The 23,456-nt window shown below is 68.7% G+C and carries 14 protein-coding genes; 6 read left to right on the top strand and 8 right to left on the bottom strand.

From position 1 onward, the window contains the following. Nucleotides 1-57 precede the first annotated feature (57 nt). Together QX204_RS30935 and QX204_RS30930 are read left to right on the top strand one after the other, a co-directional pair. Nucleotides 58-1,311, top strand: coding sequence for a pyridoxal phosphate-dependent aminotransferase (locus tag QX204_RS30935; protein WP_301903997.1), 1,254 nt, complete (start codon nt 58-60; stop codon nt 1,309-1,311). Nucleotides 1,312-1,741: 430 nt separating this feature from the next. Beyond that, a complete protein-coding gene (locus tag QX204_RS30930) occupies nt 1,742-3,013 on the top strand; it encodes a YibE/F family protein (RefSeq protein ID WP_301903996.1) in 1,272 nt (423 codons plus the stop codon). A gap of 67 nt (nt 3,014-3,080) precedes the next feature. Here the strand turns inward: QX204_RS30930 and QX204_RS30925 are convergent, their stop codons facing one another. Further along, nucleotides 3,081-4,439, bottom strand: a complete 1,359-nt coding sequence (locus QX204_RS30925; RefSeq protein WP_301903995.1) for a DUF7159 family protein — start codon at nt 4,437-4,439, stop codon at nt 3,081-3,083. Nucleotides 4,440-4,529: 90 nt separating this feature from the next. Next, complete coding sequence (locus tag QX204_RS30920) at nt 4,530-5,852, bottom strand: UDP-glucose dehydrogenase family protein (RefSeq protein ID WP_301903994.1); 1,323 nt, start codon at nt 5,850-5,852, stop codon at nt 4,530-4,532. 252 nt (nt 5,853-6,104) lie between these two features. Between QX204_RS30920 and QX204_RS30915 the strand changes: the two genes are divergently transcribed. Both QX204_RS30915 and QX204_RS30910 read left to right on the top strand, forming a co-directional pair. Next, a complete protein-coding gene (locus tag QX204_RS30915; protein WP_301903993.1) occupies nt 6,105-6,629 on the top strand; it encodes a YdcF family protein in 525 nt (174 codons plus the stop codon). Between the two features lie 182 nt (nt 6,630-6,811). Next, on the top strand, nt 6,812-7,291 hold the full coding sequence (locus QX204_RS30910) for a hypothetical protein (RefSeq protein WP_301903992.1): 480 nt from the start codon (nt 6,812-6,814) through the stop codon (nt 7,289-7,291). A 116-nt stretch (nt 7,292-7,407) separates the two neighbouring features. On the opposite strand, the gene QX204_RS30905 is transcribed toward QX204_RS30910, so the two are convergent. Further along, nucleotides 7,408-10,629: a (Fe-S)-binding protein gene (locus QX204_RS30905; RefSeq protein WP_301903991.1), complete on the bottom strand. Its 3,222-nt coding sequence runs from the start codon at nt 10,627-10,629 to the stop codon at nt 7,408-7,410. Between the two features lie 457 nt (nt 10,630-11,086). Between QX204_RS30905 and QX204_RS30900 the strand changes: the two genes are divergently transcribed. Then, on the top strand, nt 11,087-11,797 hold the full coding sequence (locus QX204_RS30900; RefSeq protein ID WP_301903990.1) for a DUF8020 domain-containing protein: 711 nt from the start codon (nt 11,087-11,089) through the stop codon (nt 11,795-11,797). A gap of 465 nt (nt 11,798-12,262) precedes the next feature. Here the strand turns inward: QX204_RS30900 and QX204_RS30895 are convergent, their stop codons facing one another. The 5 genes from QX204_RS30895 to QX204_RS30875 all read right to left on the bottom strand — a co-directional run bounded on the left by QX204_RS30895 (nt 12,263) and on the right by QX204_RS30875 (nt 20,623). Continuing rightward, a complete protein-coding gene (locus QX204_RS30895) occupies nt 12,263-13,522 on the bottom strand; it encodes a S1 family peptidase (protein WP_301903989.1) in 1,260 nt (419 codons plus the stop codon). A 154-nt stretch (nt 13,523-13,676) separates the two neighbouring features. Continuing rightward, a complete protein-coding gene (locus QX204_RS30890) occupies nt 13,677-15,038 on the bottom strand; it encodes a S1 family peptidase (RefSeq protein ID WP_301903988.1) in 1,362 nt (453 codons plus the stop codon). A gap of 118 nt (nt 15,039-15,156) precedes the next feature. Further along, the gene (locus QX204_RS30885) at nt 15,157-16,254 is read right to left on the bottom strand and encodes a hypothetical protein (protein WP_301903987.1); all 1,098 of its coding nucleotides are present in this window, start codon (nt 16,252-16,254) and stop codon (nt 15,157-15,159) included. A 42-nt stretch (nt 16,255-16,296) separates the two neighbouring features. After that, nucleotides 16,297-18,813 (bottom strand): LuxR C-terminal-related transcriptional regulator, encoded by a 2,517-nt coding sequence (locus tag QX204_RS30880; protein ID WP_301903986.1) that lies wholly within the window; start codon nt 18,811-18,813, stop codon nt 16,297-16,299. Further along, nucleotides 18,803-20,623, bottom strand: coding sequence for an Hsp70 family protein (locus tag QX204_RS30875; RefSeq protein WP_301903985.1), 1,821 nt, complete (start codon nt 20,621-20,623; stop codon nt 18,803-18,805). Before QX204_RS30875 ends, QX204_RS30880 begins: the two co-directional genes overlap by 11 nt. Before the next feature lie 293 nt (nt 20,624-20,916). On the opposite strand from QX204_RS30875, the gene QX204_RS30870 reads away from it, so the two are divergent. After that, nucleotides 20,917-23,439, top strand: coding sequence for an IniB N-terminal domain-containing protein (locus QX204_RS30870; RefSeq protein WP_301903984.1), 2,523 nt, complete (start codon nt 20,917-20,919; stop codon nt 23,437-23,439). Nucleotides 23,440-23,456: the final 17 nt, after the last annotated feature.

The following is a 23,456-nucleotide window of genomic DNA, read 5'->3' as shown; positions in this document are numbered from 1 at the left end:
GCTGTCACCAGGCACAAGGCGACCGTGCGACCAAATGAGGTTGCGCAGGATGGCAACATGGGACCGGTGAGTCCTCAATCGCCGCATGTGTCCCCGCGCGTTCTCGAGCAGTCGACGAAACTGCAGAACGTGGTCTACGAGATCCGTGGGCCGGTACACGCACAGGCAGCACGCCTGGAGGCCGAGGGCCACCGCATTCTCAAGCTCAACATCGGCAACCCGGCCCCCTTCGGGTTCGAGGCGCCCGATGTGATCATGCGCGACATCATCGCCGCTCTGCCGTATGCCCAGGGGTACTCCGAGTCCAAGGGCATCCTGTCGGCGCGGCGCGCGATCGTGACCCGCTACGAACTGGTGCCCGGCTTCCCCGAGCTCGATGTGGACGACGTCTACCTCGGCAACGGGGTGTCCGAGCTGATTACCGTCACCATGCAGGCCCTGCTCGACAACGGTGACGAGGTGCTGATCCCGGCGCCCGACTACCCGCTGTGGACGGCCATGACCAGCCTGGCCGGCGGTACCCCGGTGCACTACCTGTGCGACGAGGAGAACGGCTGGCAGCCCGATATCGCCGATATCGAATCGAAGATCACCGACAAGACCAAGGCGCTGTTGGTGATCAACCCGAACAATCCGACGGGTGCGGTGTACTCGGCGGAGGTGTTGCAGCAGATCGTCGACCTGGCGCGCAAGCACCGGCTGCTGCTGCTGGCCGACGAGATCTACGACAAGATCCTCTACGACGACGCCAAGCACATCTCGCTGGCCTCGCTCGCCCCCGACCTGCTGTGCCTGACCTTCAACGGCCTGTCGAAGGCGTATCGGGTGGCCGGTTACCGCTCGGGGTGGCTGGCGATCACCGGGCCCAAGGAGCACGCGGCCGGTTTCCTCGAGGGCATCGATCTGCTCGCGTCCTCGCGACTGTGCCCGAACGTGCCCGCGCAGCACGCCATCCAGGTGGCGCTCGGCGGACATCAGAGCGTCGAGGATCTGATCCTGCCCGGCGGGCGGCTGCTCGAGCAGCGCGATGTGGCGTGGGAGCGGCTCAACATGATCCCGGGTGTGTCGTGCGTGAAGCCGCGTGGCGCGCTGTACGCGTTCCCTCGGTTGGATCCGAATGTGCACGAGATCCACGACGACGGAAAGCTCGTGCTGGATCTGCTGTTGCAGGAGAAGATCCTGATGGTGCAGGGGACCGGGTTCAACTGGCCGGCGAACGACCATCTGCGGATCGTGACGCTGCCGTGGGCGCGAGATCTGGCCGTGGCGATCGAGCGATTCGGCAACTTCCTGTCCAGCTATCGTCAGTAGCGATACAGTCAGCGCTCACTTGTAAGGGCTTTGACCAGTGAGTTTTCGGGGCTCTGGCCAGGATGGGCATCCTGGTATCGCTGGAAAAACAGACTGTGAGTTCGGAATGTTGGAAGTTATGAAGATCTACTAGTGCAAAAGTCCATCTTTTGTGTACAGTAGACCTCGGCGCTTCGGCGCCCTGGCCCGGTTGTCTACCCCCCCTGGACAACCGAGAGCCTTAAGGTATGCGCGCCTACCCCCCTGGGCGCCTGCCTCCGGCGGCGGAGACACCCCCCTGCTCTCCGCCGCCGCACAAACCCGCCTCCCCGGGTCCAGGTCAGACCTGGACCCGGGGAGGTTTTTGTTGTCCCCGGTGAGCTACCCATGTTCTGACGAGATCTGGTGTTGCGAGGGTGTTATTGAAAACCGCAGCCGTTAGGCTCTGTGCGTGAGCGAGCATCATCACCATCACGACCATTCCGGGCCGATAGCCATCAGCGACACGGCGGCGAAGGTCGTTGTCGGGCTGTTGGCGATCATCGGGGTGGTGGTGTTGGTCGCGACGGTGTTTCTGTGGCCGAGCGCGCAGCACGTCGAGATCCCGTTGCCGATGCAGACCATGTCCGGCGGGGCGGTGCAGACCGAGGCCGGGACCGTTGTCATGCAGGACGTCGGGGCCTGCGGGAGCCCGTCGATCGGGAAGGTGTTCGAGGACAAGCCGGAACCGCCGCGGGTCGCCGCCTATACGTGTCAGCGCAGCATCATCGACATCAGGTCGGGGCCCGACGAGGGCAAGAAGACGCTGTTCGAGATCGCGCCGGGGCCGGGGCAGCCCGATCTGCGGGCAGGCGACAACATTCGGGTGGTACGGGCCGAGGATCCGGCCGGAATCACCATGTACGGGTTCGAGGACTACGCGCGCGGGCTGCCGTTGTTCTTGATCGTGCTCGCGTTCGTCGTGGTGATCTGTGTGGTCGCGCGGTGGCGGGGATTCCGGGCGCTGGTCGGGTTGTGCTTCGCCTTCGGTGTGGTGGTGATGTTCCTGTTGCCGGCGCTGCTCGACGGGAAGTCGGCGATTCCGGTGGCGCTGGTGTCGGGGGCGCTGATCCTCTACGTGGTGCTCTATCTCGCGCACGGGGTGAATCTGCGGACCAGTTCGGCGTTGCTCGGGACGCTCGCGTCGATGGTGGTGGCGGCGGTGCTGTCGTGGGTGGCGATCGAGGTCACCCATCTCACGGGGCTGTCCGAGGAACAGAACACCAACGTGGCCACCTACATTCAGCACGTGAGCATCACCGGGCTGCTGCTGGCGGGGTTCATCATCGGATCGCTCGGTGTGCTCAACGACGTGACCATCACGCAGGCTTCGGCGGCCTTCGAACTCGCCGCGCTCGACGAAGGCGCGACGCGACGGGAGATCTTCACCGCGGCCATGCGGGTGGGGCGCGACCACATCGCCAGCACGGTCTACACACTCGTGCTCGCCTATGCCGGTGGGGCGCTGCCGCTGCTGCTGCTGTTCAGCGTGGCGGGGCGGTCGATCACCGATGTGCTGACCGGAGACGCGGTGGCCATCGAGATCACGCGATCGGCGGTGGGCGGTATCGCGCTGGCGTTGTCGGTGCCGTTGACGACGATGATCGCGGTGATGTTGGCACGGCCGTTCGGTGCGAAGACGGCCGCTGTGGCGCCCGCGCGGGCCAGACACGCGCGGAACTGATCCTGCTCCGGACACCGGACCGGCTCGCGGAATTCGATTCGGCGAGCCGGGCGGTGTCCAGCAGGAGTTACTGACCGGCAGGCGGGAAACCGGGTAGGGCCACCGGGGGCAGAGTGGGCAGCACCACCGGGGGCAGGCCGGGGACCACGGTGAAGGTGTTGGGACCATGGGATGGCGGCGCGTCGGTGGTTTCCTCGACCCGGCGCGGATTGACCGGTGGCGCCGCGGCGGTTTCATGTTCGGTCTCGGTGGTCGCGACCGGCGCCGTCGACGGGCTGACCGCGCTGGGCCGCGGGGGAGTGGTCGCGGGGACGGCCTGCGAACCATCGCTCGACGAACCACGCTCGAGCACTTCGGGACCGTAACCGAGGCCGAGGCCGATCGCGGCGACGACCACCAGCGAACTCACCGTCAGCACCGCCACATTCAGTTCGCGGCGGGAATGCGCCCGGTTGGTGAGTGCGCTGAGCGGGCGGCGGCCACGGGTGGGCGCGGTGAGCCAGGCGGGGGTCGTGTCGTCGTGTTCGTCCATCGGAACCGGCGCCGGGGCGACGGGGGCCTGCTGGACCTGGGCGGGGCGGGCGAGTAGCGCGGCGCCTCGGGCGAGCGCGGTCTCCGGCTCGGGCGGCACGATCACCGGCACGCCGATCGTGCGCTCTAGCACGCGCGCGATCAACGGAATCCGGGCGCCACCACCGAGAACCATCACCGCCTGCACCGGATGCTGCGCGCGGATGATGACATCACGGGTCATCCGAGCCGACGACTCGATCGCCAGCATCATCAGCGCTTCGAAGTTCTCCTGCGTGAGCAGCACCAGGCCCTGCTCGCTGGGCAACGCCACCGCATTGCTGTTGGACAGCTGCTCCTTGGCGGCTCGGCACAGCGCGTCGAGGGCGGCCAGGCCCGCCGGGTCGGCCGGATGCGCGATCCGGCCCGAGGCGATCTGCTGCTCCCTGATCAGCGAATCCAGGTAGTCGCCGCTGATGTCGCTGATCCGCTCGCACTGGTACACATCGCTGGTGCGGGCGTTGATCACGCTCACCGTGAGACCGGAACTGCCCAGGTCGTAGACGGCCAGGGTGGACACATCGCGCATATCGCTGGTGGCGTGGGCGAAGTTCACGGCGGCAACGGCTTCGGGCACGAGCTGGTAGTTGGTGAGCTGGCGCCGTGCCATCGCGGCGCGCACCGCCCTGGCCTGCGGCTCGCTGCGGAAGGTGATAGTGGTGGCGGCGATCTCCGGCGCTGCGGCCAGCGTGGCGGCGATCGCGTCGGCGGCGGTCTCCTCGGCCTGCTGTTCGGGCATCGGGATCGATTGCACGTCGAACGAATACGGCGGGACGGAACCGTGTGGGCCACCGTGCTGCGGACGCGCGAGGCGCACCGTCCCGGCCCCCACCGAAATTCCCAGAACCGAACTCATCCGCTGCCCATCTCGTCCGTGCTGCACGACATGCGAGGACTGCGATAACGCGGACCGAAATCCGCTCCAGCCCCCGCTTGGCTCGTTACTCTACGGGGTGCCGAGTCCGGCGTATACCCACCCGGCCGCACGCCAGGTTGCGCTGTCCAAGCAGTTGCGACCGTCGATGATCGAACGGGACCGTACCACCGGGTCGAGGTCGGCCGGGGTCAATGCGGTGAATTCGTTCCACTCGGTAAGGACCAGCACCACATCGGCGCGATCACAGGCCTCCGCGACCGAGGTGGCGTAGTTCAAGGTGGGGAACACGCGGCGCGAATTCTCCACTGCCTTGGGGTCGTACACGGTGACCACGGCGCCGTGCAGCTGGATCATCCCCGCCACGTTCAGGGCCGGTGAATCGCGCACATCGTCGGATTCGGGCTTGAAGGCCGCGCCGAGAACCGCCACGTTCGCACCCAGCAGGGAACCGCCGCAGGCGCGGGCGGCCATGTCGACGACCTTCGTGCGGCGGCGCATATTGATGTTGTCGACCTCGCGCAGGAACGCCACGGCGTGATCGGCGCCGAGTTCGCCCGAGCGTGCCATGAAGGCGCGGATGTCCTTGGGTAAGCAGCCGCCGCCGAAACCGAGTCCGGCATTGAGGAATCGGCGGCCGATGCGGGCGTCGTAGCCGAGGGCGTCGGCCAGCATGGTGACGTCGGCGCCGGTGGCCTCACAGACCTCGGAGACGGCGTTGATGAACGAGATCTTCGTCGCCAGAAAGGCATTCGCCGAGACCTTCACCAGTTCGGCGGTGGCCAGGTCGGTGAGCAGAAAGGGGATCTCGGCGGCGATGAGGTCGGCGTAGATCTCGCGGATGTGCTCCTCTACCCACGCCGAACGTTCGCGGGCCTGGTCGAGACCGAGAACGAGGCGATCGGGGCGAAGGGTGTCCTGCACCGCGAAACCCTCGCGCAAGAACTCGGGGTTCCAGGCGACCTCGACGTCGACCTCGGCTTGCTCGCGGGCCCGAACGCCCAGGGCAGCGGCGGTTCCCACCGGCACGGTGGACTTGCCCACGATCATCGCCGGGCGTTCCAGCATCGGGGCGAGCGTATCCACCACCGCGTGCACGTATTTCAGGTCGGCGCCGTACTCGCCCTTCTTCTGGGGCGTCCCGACACCGAGAAAGTGCACGTCGGCGTGGGCCGCGGCATCTTCGTAGTCCGTGGTGAACCGCAGGCGGCCGGTAGCGAGGTTGCGTTGCAGCACTTCCTCGAGCCCCGGTTCGTAGAACGGCACCACACCATCGGCCAACTTGGCCACCTTGCCGGGATCGACGTCCACCCCGACCACGTCGTGTCCCAACTCGGCCATACACGCTGCATGCGTGGCTCCGAGGTACCCCGTTCCGAAGACTGTGCATCGCATAGTTCTGTTGGTAAGCGGCGCGCGTGGCTACGCCGCGTCAGCGAGGCAAGAGCGGGCGCAACATCTGGTGTACAGGGGGAAACGTCAGCGGGGGCGATCCGCGTGCGGGGCTCTCACCTGCGGAAATGAGAAAGTCGGTGGGTGCACGGTTCGGATCGTCGGCTCGCACTCGGTGCGAGCTGCTCGGGTGCGCGTGGTTGGCATAATCGTGCGGGATCGCACGAATACGTCATCGCGGATGGAGCATTGACTATGCGTCGGGTCCTGTTCGCCACGGGTGGATCGCTGGTCGTGGTATTGATCGCGGTGGTCGCGCTGTGGCCGGTGTATGTCCGGCCGCGTACGGACGATCCGCAGGTCGCCGATGCGATTCTGATTCTCGGTGGGGCGCACGACGGCCGCGAACAACTCGGGCTGCGGTTGGCCGCGCAGGGGTACGCGCCGCGCGTGCTGGTCTCCAACCCCTATGACCACAGCCCGATGGTGAATCGAATCTGCCACGGCGGTTACAGCTTCGAGGTGATCTGCTTCGATCCCTCGCCCCGCACGACTCTTGGTGAGGGGCGGGAGCTGGCCCGACTCGGTGCCGACTGGGACCGCGTCATCGTGGTCACCTTCACTCCGCACGTCTCCCGTGCCCGGTACATCCTCGGGAAATGCTGGGCGGGGGAGTTGCTGTTCGCCGACCCGGGACCCCAGCTGTCGCCGGTGCGCTGGGCGTGGGATTACGCCTATCAGTCGGCGGGGTTCGTCAAGGCTTGGTTCGCTGATTGCTGAGCGGGTCGATTGGGGCGGGTGACCAGATTCGAGCCCGCCGACTGGACTGATTGCTCGCTACTTGCCGGTTCCGGTCGGACGGAGGCAATCACGGATGTAGGCTCGCGCAGCGCTCCTGTCGGGGGAGTCGCGCGCGGCGGTCATTCGACCGTTCGCGCAACTGTGAGCAGGGGAAAGTCGACATGAATCACATGGTGGGAAAAGAGATTTCGTCGTTGCGCCGTGGGCGGACCGTGCTGATCGCGGTGGCGATGCTGGCGGGGGTCGCCGGTTGCGTGGTCGAGGGTGAGCCGAGTGCGGAGTCGACGACGATGCGTCCGCCGACGACCACCGTGCAAGTCGCTGCGCCTACCAGTGCGCCCGCGATCGCGCCGCCAGTAGCGACGACCACTGCGGTTGCCCCGCCCACCTCGCCAGCCGCCGCGGCTCCGGCCGCGATCATGCCCGGGGTTGTCTGTATGAACTTGCAGGAGGCACAGGACACGATCCAGGCGGCGGGCGTGTTCTTCTCACGGTCCGCGGATGCCAGCGGACAGGGGCGCGCGCAGGTGATGGACCGCAACTGGACTGTTGTCGGGCAGGAGCCCGCACCGGGTGTGGCGGTCGGCGAAGGGGAGGCCGTGCTGTCGGTGGTGAAGAACGGCGAACCGAGCCAATGCTGAGGTGAGATCGGTTCACCGGTCTACGTGACCGTCGAAGTCACCGCTGCCACCAGAGCGTGCGGAAACAGATGAGGCGCGGATTCCTGGGAATCCGCGCCTCACTGGGTTTTCAGTCGTCAGCTCTTGCGACCCGGAGACTTCGCACCGGATTTGAACCCGAGACCGCCGGGCTTGGCGGTCGGCGGCGCCACCGAGGTGCCGTTGCCGTTGCCATTGGTCGGCTCGGCCTGCGTGGCCGACTCCGCCACAGGGGCTTCCGGCTCGGCAGCAGGCGCAGGTTCAGCCGGAGCTGCAGGTTCGGCCGGGGTAGCGGGAGCCGGGGCCGCAGCGGGAGCCGCAGCAGCGCCGGGGGCCTTCGGGCCGGGCCGCTTCAGACCGGACTTCATGGCAAGCCCCTTGGCGGGAACCGACGGCTTGGATTCCGCAGGAGCAGAAACCTCAGGAGCGGCGGGAGCTTCGGCAGGAGCCGCCTCTGCCACCGGAGCCGCCTCAGCTGCCGGGGCAGCCGGTGCCGGAGCGGCTGCCTTGGCACCCGGAGCCTTCGCCTTGCCCTTCATACCGAGGCCCTTGACCGGCGCGGCCGGTGCGGAAGCGGCTTCGGCAGCAGGAGCTTCGGCGGCCGGAGCTTCCGCAGCGGGAGCGGGAGCGGCCGGAGCCTTCGCGCCGGGAGCCTTCGCACCGCCCTTCATCCCGAGACCACCACCGGGAGCCTTCGCTCCACCCTTCATGCCCAAACCCTTGACCGCGGGAGCTGCGGGGGCTTCGGCGGCAGGGGCAGCTTCAGCAGCAGGAGCCTTGGCACCGGGAGCCTTCGCACCGCCCTTCATGCCGAGACCGCCACCGGGAGCCTTCGCTCCACCCTTCATGCCCAAACCCTTGGCCGGAGCGGCTGCGGGGGCTTCGGCTGCGGGGGCAGCTTCCGCGGATGCCTTGGCACCGGGAGCCTTGGCAGCGCCCTTCATGCCGAGTCCACCACCGGGAGCCTTCGCGCCACCCTTCATCCCCAGACCGCCACCAGCGGGAGCAGCCTTCGGCGCAGCAGTAGTCGCGGACGCGACCTCAGCCACCGGCTCCGGTTCCACCTCGGGTTCGGGTGCAGCCTTGGGCTCCTGAACAACAACCAGATTCGCCGACAACTGCTCGGCATCGATACGGGTGATCGAGTCCAGCATCAGCTGCGAGACGTCGACGACCTCGACACCCTCGCCCTGGCCCTGTTCCTGACGCGCGGTCACACCATCGTTGAGCATGACCCGGCAGAACGGGCAGCCGGTCGCGATCTTGGTCGGGTTGGTCGACAGCGCTTCGTCGACGCGGTCGACGTTGATGCGCTTGCCGAGCTGTTCTTCCATCCACATCCGGGCACCACCGGCACCACAGCACATCGACCGCTCACCATGACGTGGCATTTCCACCAACGTCGAGCCCGAGGCTTCCATCAACTCACGCGGAGCGTTGTAGATCTTGTTGTGCCGGCCCAGGTAGCAGGGGTCGTGGTAGGTGATGTTCTGCGAGACCGTCGCGACCGGTACCAGCTGCTTCTGGCGCACGAGGCGGTTGAGTAGCTGGGTGTGGTGGACGACCTCGTAGGTGCCGCCGACCTGGGGGTATTCGTTGTTGAGGGTGTTGAAGCAGTGTGCGCAGGTGACGACGATCTTCTTCTTGGACTGTTCGACACCGTCGAATACCGAGTTGATGACCTCGATGTTCTGCAACGCCAGCTGCTGGAAGAGGAATTCGTTGCCCGCGCGGCGTGCGGAGTCACCGGTGCAGGTCTCTTCGGCGCCGAGGACCATGAACTTGGTGCCCGCGGTCGCCAACAACTCGGCGACGGCCTTGGTGGTTTTCTTCGCCCGGTCTTCGTAGGCGCCGGCGCAACCGACCCAGAACAGGTATTCGTAGCCGTCGAAGCTGTCGGCGTCTTTACCGAAGACCGGGATGTCGAAGTCGACTTCGTTGATCCAGTTGAGGCGGTCCTTGGAGTTCTGGCCCCACGGGTTGCCCTTGTTCTCGAGGTTCTTGAACAGGCCGGCGAGCTCGGAGGGGAACTCCGACTCGATCAGTACCTGGTAGCGGCGCATATCGATGATGTGATCGACGTGCTCGATATCGACCGGGCACTGCTCGACACACGCGCCACAGGTGGTGCACGACCACAGCACCTCGGGATCGATGATGCCGTGGACATCCTCGCCACCGACCAACGGACGCTCCGCCTCGGCACGAGCGGCCTCGGGGATCTTGGCCAGCGCGGCCTCGTCGGGCTTGCCGTCGGCGTCGACCAGGCCGACCTCGTCGCCACCGGCGTCCTTGCGGCCACCGGCCAGCAGGTACGGGGCGGCAGCGTAACCGTGGTCGCGCAGCGACATGATCAGCAGCTTCGGCGAGAGTGGCTTACCGGTGTTCCAGGCGGGGCACTGTGACTGGCAGCGGCCGCACTCGGTGCAGGTGGAGAAGTCGAGCCAGCCCTTCCAGGAGAAGTCCTCCATGCGGCCCGCGCCCAAGGTGTCGACATCGGGGTCGACGTTCTCCATGTCGAGGACCTTGCCGTTGGACACCATCGGCGCGGCCGCGCCCAGCGCGACGCTGCCGTCGGCATTGCGCTTGAAGTAGATGTTGAAGAAGGCCGAGAAGCGGTGCCAGGCCACGCCCCAGGTGATGTTGCGGCCGACCAGGTACAGGAAGGCCATGCCCGACATCAGCTTGATGAACGCGAAGACCGACACCATGGTCGGGCTCGCGGGCAGCAGCTTGGCGATCTGCATGGTGAAGAAGTCGGTGGCGGCGTGCCCGTGTCCGTACGTGGCGATCTTGCCCGCCTTGACGAAGATCATGCCGAGGCCCTCGAGCAAGACGATCGTCTCGATGACGTAGGCGGGGGCCATCTTGGAGCCGCTGAAACGCGACAGGCGCGCGGGAGTCCGCGGATGGTTGAGCTGGCGGATGATGATCAGCGTGCCGATGCCCACCACGGTGCCGATGCCGAGGATCTCGTCGACGAGGTGGTAGATCGCCCAGTTGCCGATGATCGGCCAGTGGAACGAGCCGTCGAAGGTCTGGCCGTAGGCCTCGAACCACAGGATCGCGCCGAGGATGAAGCCGGTCATGACCAGCCAGTGCGCCCAGCCGACGGTGCGGAACTTGTTCATCCGCGTATGGGCCGCGACCTCGATGAACATGTTCTTGAACCGCGGGAAGAACGGTCGCCAACGATCGGGGGCCGTCTGGCCGATGGTGACTGCCTTGCCGATGTTCCATGCGCCGCCGATAAACGACGCCCAACAGAACAGGCTGAGCACAGCTCCAATCGTGCCCAACGTGATAGTCAGGGCATTCATGTCGCGACCTTTCTTTCGAGGCAACACGAGGTTCTGAGCGAGGAGACCTCGCCCGATTGCTCGTATCGTAACCGCCACTAAGTTACCGGCCAGTAACTAACGCTGTCCACCGTAGGATCGGCTTTTGCGCTCTGACCTCGTTTACTGCGACTTGACCTGTGGTTTGCCTGTGAGCAATATCACAAATTTGTTTGCCACGGGGTTCCCGTAGCGACTGTTGAACACCGTAAACCGTCCGTGAACTGCGGTGAAGCTAAGGTCAGGCTTACTAGGTCCGCCGAAATTCCTTCTGGCCTCAGGGGATTCAGTCCATTAAGCTCCAGCTGTTCTGCATGCTGTGCCGGTCTTCACACTGCTCGGGGAGAAGTAGGGGACATCTCATAGGGATGCCCCGCTTGACGAGTCTCGCGTGTCGCTCGATCGCACGACGCACCACACCTGATGGATTGGAACCTGAATGAACTTCCGTAGGACCACTGCGGCTGCCGCGCTGGTTATCGGGGCGATGACCGTCGCCATGGGCACTGCTCATGCCGAAGAGGCGCCGCAGGACATCAAGTACTCGGTGAAGCTGGTCGACAAGACCGTCGTCGCCACCGTGAAGAACGGCACTTTCTCGATTGTGGAGAAAGACGGGGAGACCCCCGAGTCGCCGAAGACCAAGGTCGCCGAGATCAAGGACTCACGTGGCGAGCTGCAGGTCGTCGTGCCGATCGCGTTCTCGATCAACGGCACCGACATCCCGGCCAAGACCGAGGTCATCGAGGACTCGACCGTCCTGAAGATCACCCCGGAGAAGCCTGCGAACCTCGCCATCGCGCCCGACCAGAAGCTCGGCGTCAAGCCGGTCGTCGCGGCGAAGGAGATCGCCTCGGCTCAGGAGAACCAGCGCGCGATCAACGACTTCTCCACCAAGTTCTCGGTCGGCACCGCTGTCGGCGCGTTCCTCGGCACCGCTGTCGGCGCGTTGATCGGCTGCGTCGCGGGCCTCGCGGGCGGTCCGTTGGTGGTCCCGCTGTGCCTTGGTGGCGTGGTCGGCGGTGCGGCGATCGGTGGCGTTATCGGCACGATCGTCGTCGGTGGCCCGGTTGCCCTCGCCTCGGGTATCGAATTGCTGAACGTGTACCAGTCGCCGGACGGCACCACTGTGTGGGCTGACAAGAAGTAGTTGTCAGCGGGCCTCGGCCCGGGTTTACTGCGTGAGGCCTCGCTTCCTATGGGAGCGGGGCCTTTTGCTGTGATTTTGGAGCGCTGGCGCGCTCGAGTCGCGGCCCTGAGGGGCCGCCGGTTAGGCGGCGGTGCTTGCTCCTTCGTCGCCTACGCACCGCCGCCTAACCGGCGACCCGGCCGCGACCGGCCACTTCGTGGCCGCCGCTCCCTAGGGGTCGCGGGTGGGGGCTGGGAGTGCGGTCATGGCGGATTCGGGGTGTGCGGGTGTGGCGGGGTTGGGTGTGCGGGTGTGGCGGGGTTGGGAGTGCGGGTGTGGCGGATTCGGGGTGAATGGTGTGGTTGGTGAGGTCGGTGAGGGCTGTGTGGGTCTGGGGCGGACCCACTGGTGCATTGACGCCAAAAAGGCCGGTAGCGGGAGCGCTACCGGCCTTTTTGGGGCTGCTCTATGCCTACATGGTGATGATCAGTTGGTGCGGACCGCCAGGCCGGGGTTGTCCGAGAGGACGACGGTCAGGGGCTGGGCGAACAGCTGGGGGGTGTCGCCGGTGAGAGCGCCGATGATGTTCGGGATCTCGCAGATGGGGAAGTCGGCGACCGAGGAGGCGCTGGAGATGCCCAGGGCCAGGCGGCCGGTGACGATGGCGCCGCCGGAGTCGCCGGGGAGGGCGCAGATGTTGGCCGAGAAGCTCTGGGTGAGCTGACGGTCGCCGACCTGGACGGTCTGGTCGACGCCGTTGATCACGCCGCAGCTGAAGCCGGTGCGGGCACCGGACTTGCAGACGGGGGCGCCGACCACGGGGGTGGCCACGCCGTCGACGGCGATGGGGGCCTGGCCGGGAATGCGGACCAGGTTGTTCTCGAAGCGGGCGCGCGCGTTGTCGTTGACCCGGATGATCGAGTAGTCCTGCTCGCCGAGCACCGACTTCTGGAAGGTGCCGAGCTGAGCGCCCGCACGGTCGCCGTTGACCTCGTACACGGCGGCGGCGTTGCCGGTGCCCGCCGACCCGATGTCGGGGTTGCAGTGGCCCGCCGAGATGTTGATGACGTTGCCTGCGCGGTCGGTGCCGTTGAAGCCGAGCGAGCAGCGCAGCGAGCTACGGCCCACGATGGAGGCGTAGCCGTCGCCGCCTGCCAGCGCGCCGTTGCCGTCACCGGCGACGGGGGTGGCGGACAGGTCGACGCGCTCGCCTGCCACCGGCGGAGCGGTGACGATGACGCGGGAGGGGTCGATGAAGCTGGGCAGCGGAAGCCCGGCCTGCTGCACACGGACCGCGATCGAGTTGTTCACGGTGTCGACGACGACGCCACGCACCAGCGCGGAGATCTCCGGCGGTGCGGCGGCGAGCCAGTTCTCGAAGGCGGTCTTCTCGCCGCGCAGGGTGGACTCGCTCTTGGCGACGTTGCGGACCTCGAAGCCGGCCGACTGCGCGGCTTCACGGGCCTGGTCGGCGCCGGGGCCGTGCGACAGCGCGACGACGGCGTTGCCCTGGTCGCTCAGCCAGGAACCGGCGAAGACCTGCGGGAACTGACGCTGCGCGGTGGTGGAGAACGCGGCGACCTGCTGCGCGACATCGGCGCGGCGCAGGTACTCGTCGGGGGAGATCTTCAGATCGCGGGTGACCGCCTCGATGAGCTGGGCGGGCAGGTCTGCGGGCGCGGGCTGCGCGTCGGCAACCGCCATCGTGGGGCCGAACAGCAGAAACGCCGCCGAAGCGGCGATCATAGATTTCCGAGCTCTTCTCGAGCTTCGCGCGGACGGGGTACGACCCATACGTGGCAGGAGCATGGTCCGAACTATATGGGCTCGAGCGACTTATGCCTACTCGGACCGGGCAAGAGATTTCGCTCACCCGGTCCGGTCGGTGATTTGTCCCCGCTCAGCCAGCGTTGGGCTTGGTGCGCACCATGATTCCGCTGCCGAGTCCGCCGCCGGAGGTGGCCTCGATATCGGCCAGGATGGGCCGGATCGGGATGCCGAGGGAGGCGGTGCCGCCGTAGGGGGCGAGCTGGGTGTTGGCTTCGGTGCAGTTGGGCGCGCCGGAGGCGTTCGAGCCGCTGGTGATGCCGAGGGCGAGCGTGCCCGACACGATGGCGCCGCCGCTGTCGCCGCCGAGGGTGCAGGCGGTGCTGGCGAAGCCGCGGATCGTCTTGCTCACGCCCGCTTCGGTGAACAGCTGGGTCTCCACATGGTCGGCCGAGACGAAACCACAGGTGAAGGTGGAGGACTGGCCGGTCTTGCAGACCGGCGCGCCGGTGACGGGTTCGGCGGTGCCGGTGAGCGTCAGGGTGGTGCCTTCGGCGCCGCGCACCCGAGGCTGGTCCATGCCCGCGTTCACCGCGCGCTCGTTGAGCTTGATCACCGAGTAGTCCAGCGAGGCGGGCCCGCCGAGCACCGAGCGGGCGAACGAGCCGACCTCGGGGCTGTTGGGGATATCGCGCACGTTCGGCACGTAGACCGAGGCCGTGCCGCCGTTGTCGACATTCGGGTTGCAGTGGCCCGCGGAGATATTGAGCGCGTTACCCGAGGCGTCGGTGCTGTTGAACCCGAACGAGCAGACGTCGACACCGCGCAGGTCGGCGTCGTGCAGGTCCTTCTTCGAGGTGATGTAGGTGTCGCCGCCCATCGGCTTGTACTCCACCGGACCACCGCCGCCGGGCGAGAGCACCACCTTGATGGTGGCGATCAGGGTCGGCAGGTTGAGCATGTGGCCGGTGCCGGTGTTGGCGACGTTGAGCACCAGCTGGCTGTTGAGCGCGTCGATCGCGATCGAACTGATCGGCGCGGAGATGGCGGGCGGCAGGCTCGCGACCCACTGACTCAGTTGCACCAGCGCGCCTTCCAGTCCACCGGCCGAGATCGGCGCGAGGTGGGTCTGGTAGCCGGCGGCGGTGACGAGCTTGCCTGCCTCGGCATCGGTGGTGGCGACGACCGCCTTGCCGTCCGGCGTGAGCCAGGCGCCGGCGAAGGTGTCGGGGTTGGCGGCGCGGAAATCGGTCGCGTAGTCGCGCAACTGCTGGGCGCGCGCGGCGCGATCGAGATACTCGGTGGGGGTCATGCCGAGATCACGTGACAGCGCGGTCACCAATTCGCTGGGCAACGCGTCGGCTGAAAGTTGTAATGGCGCAACAGGTTCCGAGGACGCGATACCGGATCCGAGCAGGGGTGCGAGTAGAACAGTCGCGGCGAACCCGGCGGAGGCTGCCTTGACCGCGGCGCGACGCGCCACCAACTTGCGCATGAAATCCCTTCGTCGACAACCAGTGACCGAGAACACCGCCGGCGGCGATCATGTCGGTCAGCGCATCACTCTAGGGCACGCTCGCTCTGCTGGCGCGGTTACCGTCCGGCTGCTGGATTCAGCGCTGACCCGGGATGGTGAGAGGCGCGGGGAGATAGCCCGGCGGGTAGGTCCCGAAGGGCGACCGGGGACGGCTGGTGGTGGGGCTCGGCGTGGTCGTCGGCGCCGCGGTGGTCGGCTCTGGGGTGGGCGTCGGCGCCGCCTCGGTGGTGGTCGTCGGCTCCGGCTCGACGGTGGTGGTGACCGGCGGGGCCGTAGTCGGTTCGACGACCGGCGGCGGAGGCGGCGCGGGGGCCGAGGTCGGGGTCAGCGTTTCCGGGCGGGCGTCGGAGATCGCCGGGGGCTGGGTCGTTTCGGCGTCACGGATCAGCACCGAGACCGCGACGCCGCCGAGCAGCAGGCCGATGAGCGCGGCGGCGGCGATCAGCAAGGGGGTTCTGCTGCGGGCGGGCTTCGCGGCGGGCGTCGCCGCGGGCACGGCGCTCGGAGCGGGCGCGACCGGCGCCATCGCCTTCGTCGGCAGGGGCGTGACGGGCAGCGCCGCCGAGTACGCCTGCGCGGTCACTACGGGCGGCTCCAGCGCGGGCATCACATCGGTGGCGACCGTGGCGTTCTCGGTGACGATCGGGTCGGGCGGGGTCGCGCCCGCCGGGGTGGCCAGCACCGCGACCAGCGCGGCCTGGGCGGCGGCGTTGGCGTAGGTCTTGCCCGGATCGGCGCCGTGCTCGGGCTGGGGCAGTTCGTCCTCGCCGAGCAGGGCCACCGACTTCAATCCCAGATAGTCCAGCGCCTCGCGCACGCCGCGCACGACCTCGGTCGACCAGCCGGCGGGGTGGGTGGCGTAGAACTCGGCGGGACCGCTGAGGTGCTCGGTGGTGAGATCGATCAGGCAGAACATGGCCGTCGCGAGAAGGTCCTCGGCGCGATAGGCCTCGCCGCCGTCGACATCGACACCGGCCGGGTCACCGATCGCGCGCACGAATCCGGCGATCGAGTGGGCGTGCCCGGTGGGAGCGGGTCCGCCGAGGGCGGCGTCGCCGTCGTCGGACATGTGCAGGACCGAAGCACGCTCGATGACCTGAACCGTGCCGTCCTCGGTGACCACCGCGGCGATGCATTCGTCATCGGCGATACGCAGGCCGACCCCAGTGGCCATCGGCGGTACACCCCTCACTTCGGCGTAGATCGTCCGCGCGAGTCACACCAGCAGTTGGCCGTGTCCCATCGCGCGCAGCATTGACAGTAATTCCGATCGTGAGCGCGCGCCTATTCGACGACGGATTCGCGCGACGTGATGCTCGACGGTCTTCGCGGAAATGTACAGCCTCGCGCCGATCTCGCGATAGGTCAGACCGAGCAGTACCAGTTCGGCCACCTCGCGTTCACGGTCGCTCAATGCGCTGGACTCGCTGGTCAGCGGCGTGAGACCCGCGGTTACCTGCGGCAGCGGTTGCGCGGTCGGTCGTGGGGGCTCGACCGGCTGGGCCTGGGTGCGCACCGATCGCGCGAGTTTCAGCAGGGCGGTCGCGGTCGTCGAATCACCGGCCGCGAGGGCGGCCTCGCTGGCCAGCCGGGCGGCGTCCCAGGTGAGTCCGAGTTCGGCCAGCGCCGACACCGCGGCCTGCACATCGGCCGCGGCCACCTGCCCGCGCAGCACGAGCAACCAGGTGCGCCCGGCATCGGCGAGTACGGCGGCCTGCCGGTCACCCGCTTCCGCGGCGGTCTTCAAGGCATGGGCGTGGGGCAGCAGCGCGCGGGGCGACTCGTCGGCCAGCGCGGCCTGTACTCCGTACCAGTGGAAGGAATTGGTCCAGGCGGGTGCGCGGCCGAGCTTGCGGACCAGCGCCCGCGCGGCGTCGACGAGCGGTTCGATCCGGCGCACATCGCCCAGGCGGATGCCTGCCAGCCACAGTTCGCCGATCGGCAACAGGCTCAACAGGTCGGCTTCCAACTCGTCGAAGAGGGGGCAGGCCGCCTGCCACGCGTGAGCCAGGGCGGCGTGGTCGCCGCCGCGCCGGGCCAGTCCCACGGTGAGGGCGTGGGCGAGGAGCTGATCGCGTGGCGCGAGGGCACGAATGTCGATGTCGGCGAGGGTGCTTGCGGCGCGGCGTTCGTCGCCGCCGAGCAGCGCGGTCCACGCGGTGAGCACCGGAAGCTGTCGGCTTCCGCCCATGCCCGCCGCCCGGCGCAGCGCGTCACCGGCGCGGCGCGGCTCGCCGCTGCCGAGGCACAGCAGGGTGGCGATCGAGACAGCCGAGCAGGGGAGATAGCGATCGTCGCCGGTGTCGGTGTTGCCCGCTTGGATCAGCGCGGAGATCGCCGCGGCCGTGCCCGCGCCGTGCGGGTCGAGCGATTCGTCGAGCGCGCCCGCGATCAGCCGAGCCCCCGCGTCGGCCTCGGTCGGCGGCCAGTGCTGTGCGGCTGCCGACATGCGCGCGGCGGCGGCCTGGTCACCGGCCAGGTCGAGGACCATCGCCGCGGGCGCCCAGTCGGCGCCGACGCGCTCCGGTCCGAGCCAGTTGTACAGTCCGGCGGCGCGGCTCACCAGGCCCCGACGGGTGAGGACGCCCGCGCAGATGCGCACCGCGGCGACGAGCTCGGTCCCGGCGATGTTCTGTGCGGTCAGCAGCGGTTCGGCCAGGCGGAGCGCGGTGTCGGTGTCGCCCGCGTGCGCGGCGGCCTCGGCCCAGCGCACCGCGATCGTCTCGACCGCCGCGCCCGCCGCTGCCGCGGCCGCGTAGCAGCGGGGGGCATCGTCGGACTTCTCCGCCGAGCGGCAGAGGAACTCCGCGAGCCGGGCATCGACCACGCCGGACTCGGCCAGGATCAGCGCTGTGCGGTCGCGGAGCAGGCCGGCGTCCAGGCGCGCGGTGAGCAGCCTGCGCTGCACATCGACATAGCGGCGATCACCGAGCAGCGTCCGCAGCGGAGCGACGGCGGGTGAGAGGAGCAGGTCGGCATCGGTGACCAGGGCGCCCGCCCTGGCGCGGTCGATCAGCTCGTGCGCGGTGGCGGTGTCGACGCCGAGCACCTCGGTGAGTTCTGTGGCGTCCAAACCGGTTCCGGTCGCCGCGATGACCAGCGTTTCGAGCAGTTCGGGTTCGACCGCTTCCAGCAGCGATCGCGTCCAGGCGGTGACGGACTCGTTCACCGCTGTCTCGCAGGTCTCGAGCGAGGCCGAACGGGCGCCCATCAGCGCCGCGACGACACCACCGGGAATCCCCGCGGTCAGCTGATGGATGTGCGCCGCGAGCGGCTGGGACACGGCCACGCCGAGTTCCCTGGCGAACGAGGTGATGTGGGCGCTACCCAGTGCGCGCAGATCCACCGTGCGGCCGTTGCGCGCCACCGCGTCGGCCAGCGCGCGCAGCCGGGGATCGTGTGGGCGCGGCTGGGTGGTCAGCACCACGGAGCGTTGTCCGGTCTCGACGGCGGCGCAGAGCGCGCGGAGCTCGCCGTCGCTGTAGCGGTGGATATTGTCGGCGACGAGCACCGCCCGGTCGCGAACCTCGCTCTCGGCATGGTCGGTCGCGGAGTCGACGACCGGGATGCCGCGACCGCGGAGATGCGCTCGGACGGCGTTGAGCAGGAACGATTTTCCGGTGCCCGCTCGGCCGCGGATCAACAGCAGCACGGTCTGCTCGTCGGCGGTGTCGAGCGCGCGGAAAACGGTTCGGGCGTTGGGGAAGGCGTCGTGAGCGATCTCAGCCACCATTTCCTCCGAGGACCCGGCCCGGCAGTTGCGTTCCCGATTCGAGGGTCTCGCCGACGGCGCCGCCCACGTCGTCGAGTAGACCGCCGGGATCGACCTTGATGGTCGGAACCTGCGGCTTGGTCGGGGCGGGCGCGGGCGCCGGAGCGGGGGCAGGTGCTGGAGCGGGTCCCGGTCCCGGCGCGGGAGCCGGGGCAGGTGCCGGGGCCTGCCCGGCGGGCGGCGCCTGCGCCGGTTGCTGCGCCGCGGGACCTGGTTGACCCGCTGTCTCCGGTGCTGCGGTCGCTGGTGTTCCGGCGGCGGGTGCGCCACCGGCAGGCGTCGGAGTTCCCGCAGCGGGCGTGCTGCCGGGAGCGCCGGCGTCGGTCGTGCCGACCGGGATCACGCCCGACGGCGTCGCGGTGCCGGTCGCGCCCGGCGAAGCAGGGTCGGCGACACCGGAGTTCGTGGCATTCGCTGTCCCGGCCGTGCCGCCCGCGCTGGTTGACGCGGGTGCGCCGGGAACCAGGGGAGCGTTGGTCGTCGCGGCGGGTCCGGTGGGTGAGAGCTGAGTGGCGCCGCCGAGCGCGAGGGTGCCGGTGGCCAGCGCGGCCATGGTCAGGGCCGCGGCCGCGACGATCGCCGACCGCTTCGCCGTGAACATCTTGGTTCGAACCGGTTCCGAGGGCGGCAGCGCGAGCACCTCGGCGGCCGGGGGTACGGCCACCGAGGAAGCTGCCACCGCCACGGCCGGGATGGCCACGGTGGGCAGGCTGATCGCGGCGATGTCGAGGGCGATCTCGGCCGCGCCGAGCGCCGCGCACGTCGTGGGGTCGGCACAGGCGATCACCGCCAGGCCGAATTCGGTGGAGATCAGCTCGGCTACCAGCGGAATCGCGCCACCGCCGCCGGTGAGCAGCACCCGTCCGACATCGCCGAGGGTGAGGTCGGCACGGCGGACCGCGTCCTGGAGCAGGCTCATCGAGTCGAGCAGGGGCGGGCGCAGCAGATCCTCGAGTTCACCCCGGGTCAGCCGCACCTGTTCGGTGTGCACGGAGGGGCTGAGCATCCCGACCGGAATCGCCGTCGCGGTATTCCTCGACAGTTCTTCCTTCGCAATTCGGCAGCGCTCGCGCAAGGCCGACAATTCCTCTTCGACAACCGGATCGAAAGGATCGATGTCGTTTTCACCCAGAGCATTTGCCAGCACATAGCGCATCGTCAGAAGATCGAATTCGGAACCGGCGATCGCCGTGCTGTGGACCGGCGTACCGAGCAGTCCGGCCTGCTCGCCCGTGCGCAGCACCGTCACCGTCGATCCGCTCGCGCCGAGGTCGTAGACGACCAGCGCGCCGTCGTCGAGCGGCCCGTGCTCGATCTCGTATCGGCGCACCGCGGCCAGCGGTTCGGGCACCAGCGTCACCTCGGGCAGGCCCGAGCGCGCGAGTGCGGACCTGGCGGCCTCGACGGTGACCTCGGGCCACCACGCCGGGTAACACGCGACGGTGGTCGCCGCGTCGTCGAATTCGGCGGCGGCGGTGCGGAGTTCGGCTGTCAGCGCGCGGGTCGCGGCGGCGAACAAATCGGCCGCGTCGTGGGCGGAACCATCCGCTGCCAGCAGATCTACCGGATCGCCGACTCTGGACAAGTACTCATCGATCACCACTCCGCGACGGTGGTCCGTCGTGTCGGCGAAGCTCACCGAGCCGTCGGTGCCGAGCCGCAGCGCGCTGCGGTGAGTGAGAACGGTGGCACCGGCCTCGTCGCCTGTCGTGGCCGCGGCAGCCGAATTCACCGCTCCGACAGTGGTGCCGAGCGCCAGACGCTCTGTCATTGGACAACCCCGTTCGCAGGACTTCCGGTGGACCGGTAAACGCTTGGGTAGAGCGAGATCGCCGAGGGCGGGCGTCCCATCCGATCTGTCGGTTGCTAGGGGGCAGCTGTTACCTGCGATGGGGGAAGTACGGGGAAATTCCCCTAATCCGCGTGGGCCCCTAATGGGGTGCGTTCGGTGGGAACTAGGTATTCGCCCCGTTACCTGTAACGACGTGCCCGCCTAGCGTGAAAGACATTCCAACGACAAACAGATCGGGCATCACCGCCCATGATCTGGAGGAGCTGATCTCGATGACACCGAACGCGATTCTGGAGTTCATCCTCAATCTGCTGCGCGACCCCGACGCCGCGGCAAGTTACTGCGCCAACCCGTGCCATGCGCTGAGCGTGGCAGGCCTGGCGGTGACCCCGGAGGACATCTCCGCGGTTGCCCCCATGGTGGCGGAATCCGCGCTGGTCAGCGGCGGCTCCCAGTTGCAGGCGATCGTTGCGGCAGGCGCCGCGGCGAGCACGAGCGCGGTTCTCGCGTCCACCGCGACGGCAGCCGCCGCTGTCACCGCGGCCGCGGCAGCCGACGCCGAACTCGACCTCGGCCTCGACGTGGGCCTCGGCGCCGTCGCCTCGGTAGTCGCCGACGCCGCCGCCCAGGTGGGAGTCGGCCTCGACGTGGCCCTGAACGCTGTCACCGGCGCGAACGTGGACGTGAACGCCGACCTCGGCGCCGACCTGGCCGCGGGTGTGACCGCCGGCCTCAACGGAGCTTTGAACGGCGCGGTCGGCGTGGGTGGCGGTCTTGCCGCTGGCGTCGGTGGTGCCTTGAACGGTGCGGTTGGCGCGGGTGCTGACCTGGCGGCCGGTCTCGGTGGTGCTGTGAATGGTGCGGTCGGTGCGGGTGCTGACTTGGCAGCTGGTCTCGGTGGCGCCGTGAACGGTGCGGTCGGTGCGGGTGCTGACCTGGCCGCCGGTCTCGGTGGCGCCGTGAATGGTGTGGTCGGTGTGGGTGGCGGTCTTGCCGCTGGTGTCGGTGGTGCTGTGAACGGTGCGGTCGGTGCGGGTGCTGACCTGGCGGCCGGTCTCAACGGCGCACTGAACGGTGCGGTCGGAGCAGGTGGCGACTTGGCAGCTGGTCTCGGCGGTGCTGTGAATGGCGCGGTCGGAGCAGGTGGCGATCTTGCTGGTGGCGTCGGTGGTGCCCTGAATGGTGCGGTCGGCGTAGGTGGCGACCTGGCTGCCGGCCTTGGTGGCGTCGTCGGCGTCGGGGGCGATGTTGCCGCCGGCCTCGGCGGTGTCTTGAACGGTGCGGCGGGTGCGGGTGTTGGACTGGACAGTGCGCTGACCGGCGCCGTCGGGGCGGGCGCCGATCTGGAGACCGGATTGGACGCTGCGCTGGGTGGCGCGGCCGGCGCCGGTGTCGGTCTGGGCGGCGTGCTGTCCGGCGCGGCTGGTGCTGGTGCGGATATCGCGGCCGGTCTCGATGGCGCGGTAGGTGCGGGTGCCGGTCTCGGCGGCGCCCTGAACGGTGCGGTGGGTGCCGATCTCGACGGTGCGGTGAATGGGGCAGTGAGCGCGGGTGGCGATGTCGCCGCCGGTCTGGGCGGCGGTCTCGAAGCCGGGCTCAGCGGGGCGAGCACCGCTGCCGGTGGGCTCGGGGCGGGCGTCAACGGTGGGCTCGGTGCGGTGGCCAATGCGGGGGCGCAGGCCGCGGGCGGGCTCGGAGCCGCCGCGACCACCACCGCGATCACGGGTCTCGACGGTGTGGTCGGCGCGGAGCTCGGCACCGGCCTGGAAACCGGGCTCGGTGGCGCCGCATCGGCGGGCACGGGTCTGATCGGGGGCATCACAGGCGGTGCGAGTGGTGAGTCGGGTACCGGTTTCGGTCTCGACGGATCGCTCCTCGGCGGCGGCTCGGGGCAGGTCACGACCGGCTTGGAATCAGCGCTGTCCACCACGACAGGCATCGGACTGACCACCGGCCTGCAGGGCGGCCTCGATACCGCGACGACTCTCGGCACCGACTTGTCCGGCGCTGTCACCTCGGGTGCACAGGCAGGTGTGAACGGTGCCGTCGAGTCCGGTGTGGGTCTGGCCGGTTCCGCGACCGGCGGTGCGCAGGCGGGCCTGGGCGGTCTCGTCGAGTCGGGTGTGGGTCTGGGTTCGGCGACCGGTGGTGCGCAAGCGGGTCTGAACGGTGCCGCTGACATAGGGGCCGGGCTCGCGGGTTCCGCTGTCGGTGGTGCGCAGACGGGTCTGAACGGTGCCGCTGACGTAGGGGCCGGGCTCGCGGGTTCCGCTGTCGGTGGTGCGCAGACGGGTCTGAACGGTGCCGCTGACGTAGGGGCCGGGCTCGCGGGTTCCGCTGTCGGTGGTGCGCACACAGGGTTGACCGGTGCCGCGGAAACAGGCATCGGGCTGACCGGCTCCGCGACCGGCGGCGCCGAAACAGGAACCGGCCTCGAAACCGGCCTCGGCGGCTACGGCGACGCGGGCCTGTCCGGCAGCACCCAGGTCGCGGGCGGCTTCACCTCCGCCGTCGACGGCACGGCACAGGGCAGCACCGCCGCGGTCGGCGGCCTCTCCGGCCAGACCACGGCGACCTCGACAACCCAGACCGACGCTTCCGGCACGGTCGGTGCGACGACGCAGGGCGCGGTCACCACGGCGGCCGACACCTGGTCCGCGGTCGACGTATCGAGCGCGTTCGGTTCCGGCCTGCACGGTTCCGGCCTGGGCGGGACCGACACGTCGCTGTTCGGTGAATCGAGCACCGTCACCGACTCCGGTCCCGAAGTGCACACCGACGGACTGTTCCACTGAGCGAAACGGGCGATGCG

The sequence above is a fragment of the Nocardia sp. PE-7 genome, from assembly GCF_030486425.1.
Lineage (GTDB): Bacteria > Actinomycetota > Actinomycetes > Mycobacteriales > Mycobacteriaceae > Nocardia > Nocardia salmonicida_A.
This window is presented reverse-complemented; position numbering and strand designations above follow the sequence as displayed.

Coding starts and splice junctions, on each gene's coding strand:
- QX204_RS30915 (WP_301903993.1), top strand. CDS start 6,105: ATGCGTCGGGTCCTGTTCGCCACGGGTGGATCGCTGGTCGTGGTATTG.
- QX204_RS30935 (WP_301903997.1), top strand. CDS start 58: ATGGGACCGGTGAGTCCTCAATCGCCGCATGTGTCCCCGCGCGTTCTC.
- QX204_RS30890 (WP_301903988.1), bottom strand. CDS start 15,038: ATGCGCAAGTTGGTGGCGCGTCGCGCCGCGGTCAAGGCAGCCTCCGCC.
- QX204_RS30885 (WP_301903987.1), bottom strand. CDS start 16,254: ATGGCCACTGGGGTCGGCCTGCGTATCGCCGATGACGAATGCATCGCC.
- QX204_RS30905 (WP_301903991.1), bottom strand. CDS start 10,629: ATGAATGCCCTGACTATCACGTTGGGCACGATTGGAGCTGTGCTCAGC.
- QX204_RS30910 (WP_301903992.1), top strand. CDS start 6,812: ATGAATCACATGGTGGGAAAAGAGATTTCGTCGTTGCGCCGTGGGCGG.
- QX204_RS30925 (WP_301903995.1), bottom strand. CDS start 4,439: ATGAGTTCGGTTCTGGGAATTTCGGTGGGGGCCGGGACGGTGCGCCTC.
- QX204_RS30920 (WP_301903994.1), bottom strand. CDS start 5,852: ATGCGATGCACAGTCTTCGGAACGGGGTACCTCGGAGCCACGCATGCA.
- QX204_RS30900 (WP_301903990.1), top strand. CDS start 11,087: ATGAACTTCCGTAGGACCACTGCGGCTGCCGCGCTGGTTATCGGGGCG.
- QX204_RS30880 (WP_301903986.1), bottom strand. CDS start 18,813: ATGGTGGCTGAGATCGCTCACGACGCCTTCCCCAACGCCCGAACCGTT.
- QX204_RS30875 (WP_301903985.1), bottom strand. CDS start 20,623: ATGACAGAGCGTCTGGCGCTCGGCACCACTGTCGGAGCGGTGAATTCG.
- QX204_RS30870 (WP_301903984.1), top strand. CDS start 20,917: ATGACACCGAACGCGATTCTGGAGTTCATCCTCAATCTGCTGCGCGAC.
- QX204_RS30895 (WP_301903989.1), bottom strand. CDS start 13,522: ATGATCGCCGCTTCGGCGGCGTTTCTGCTGTTCGGCCCCACGATGGCG.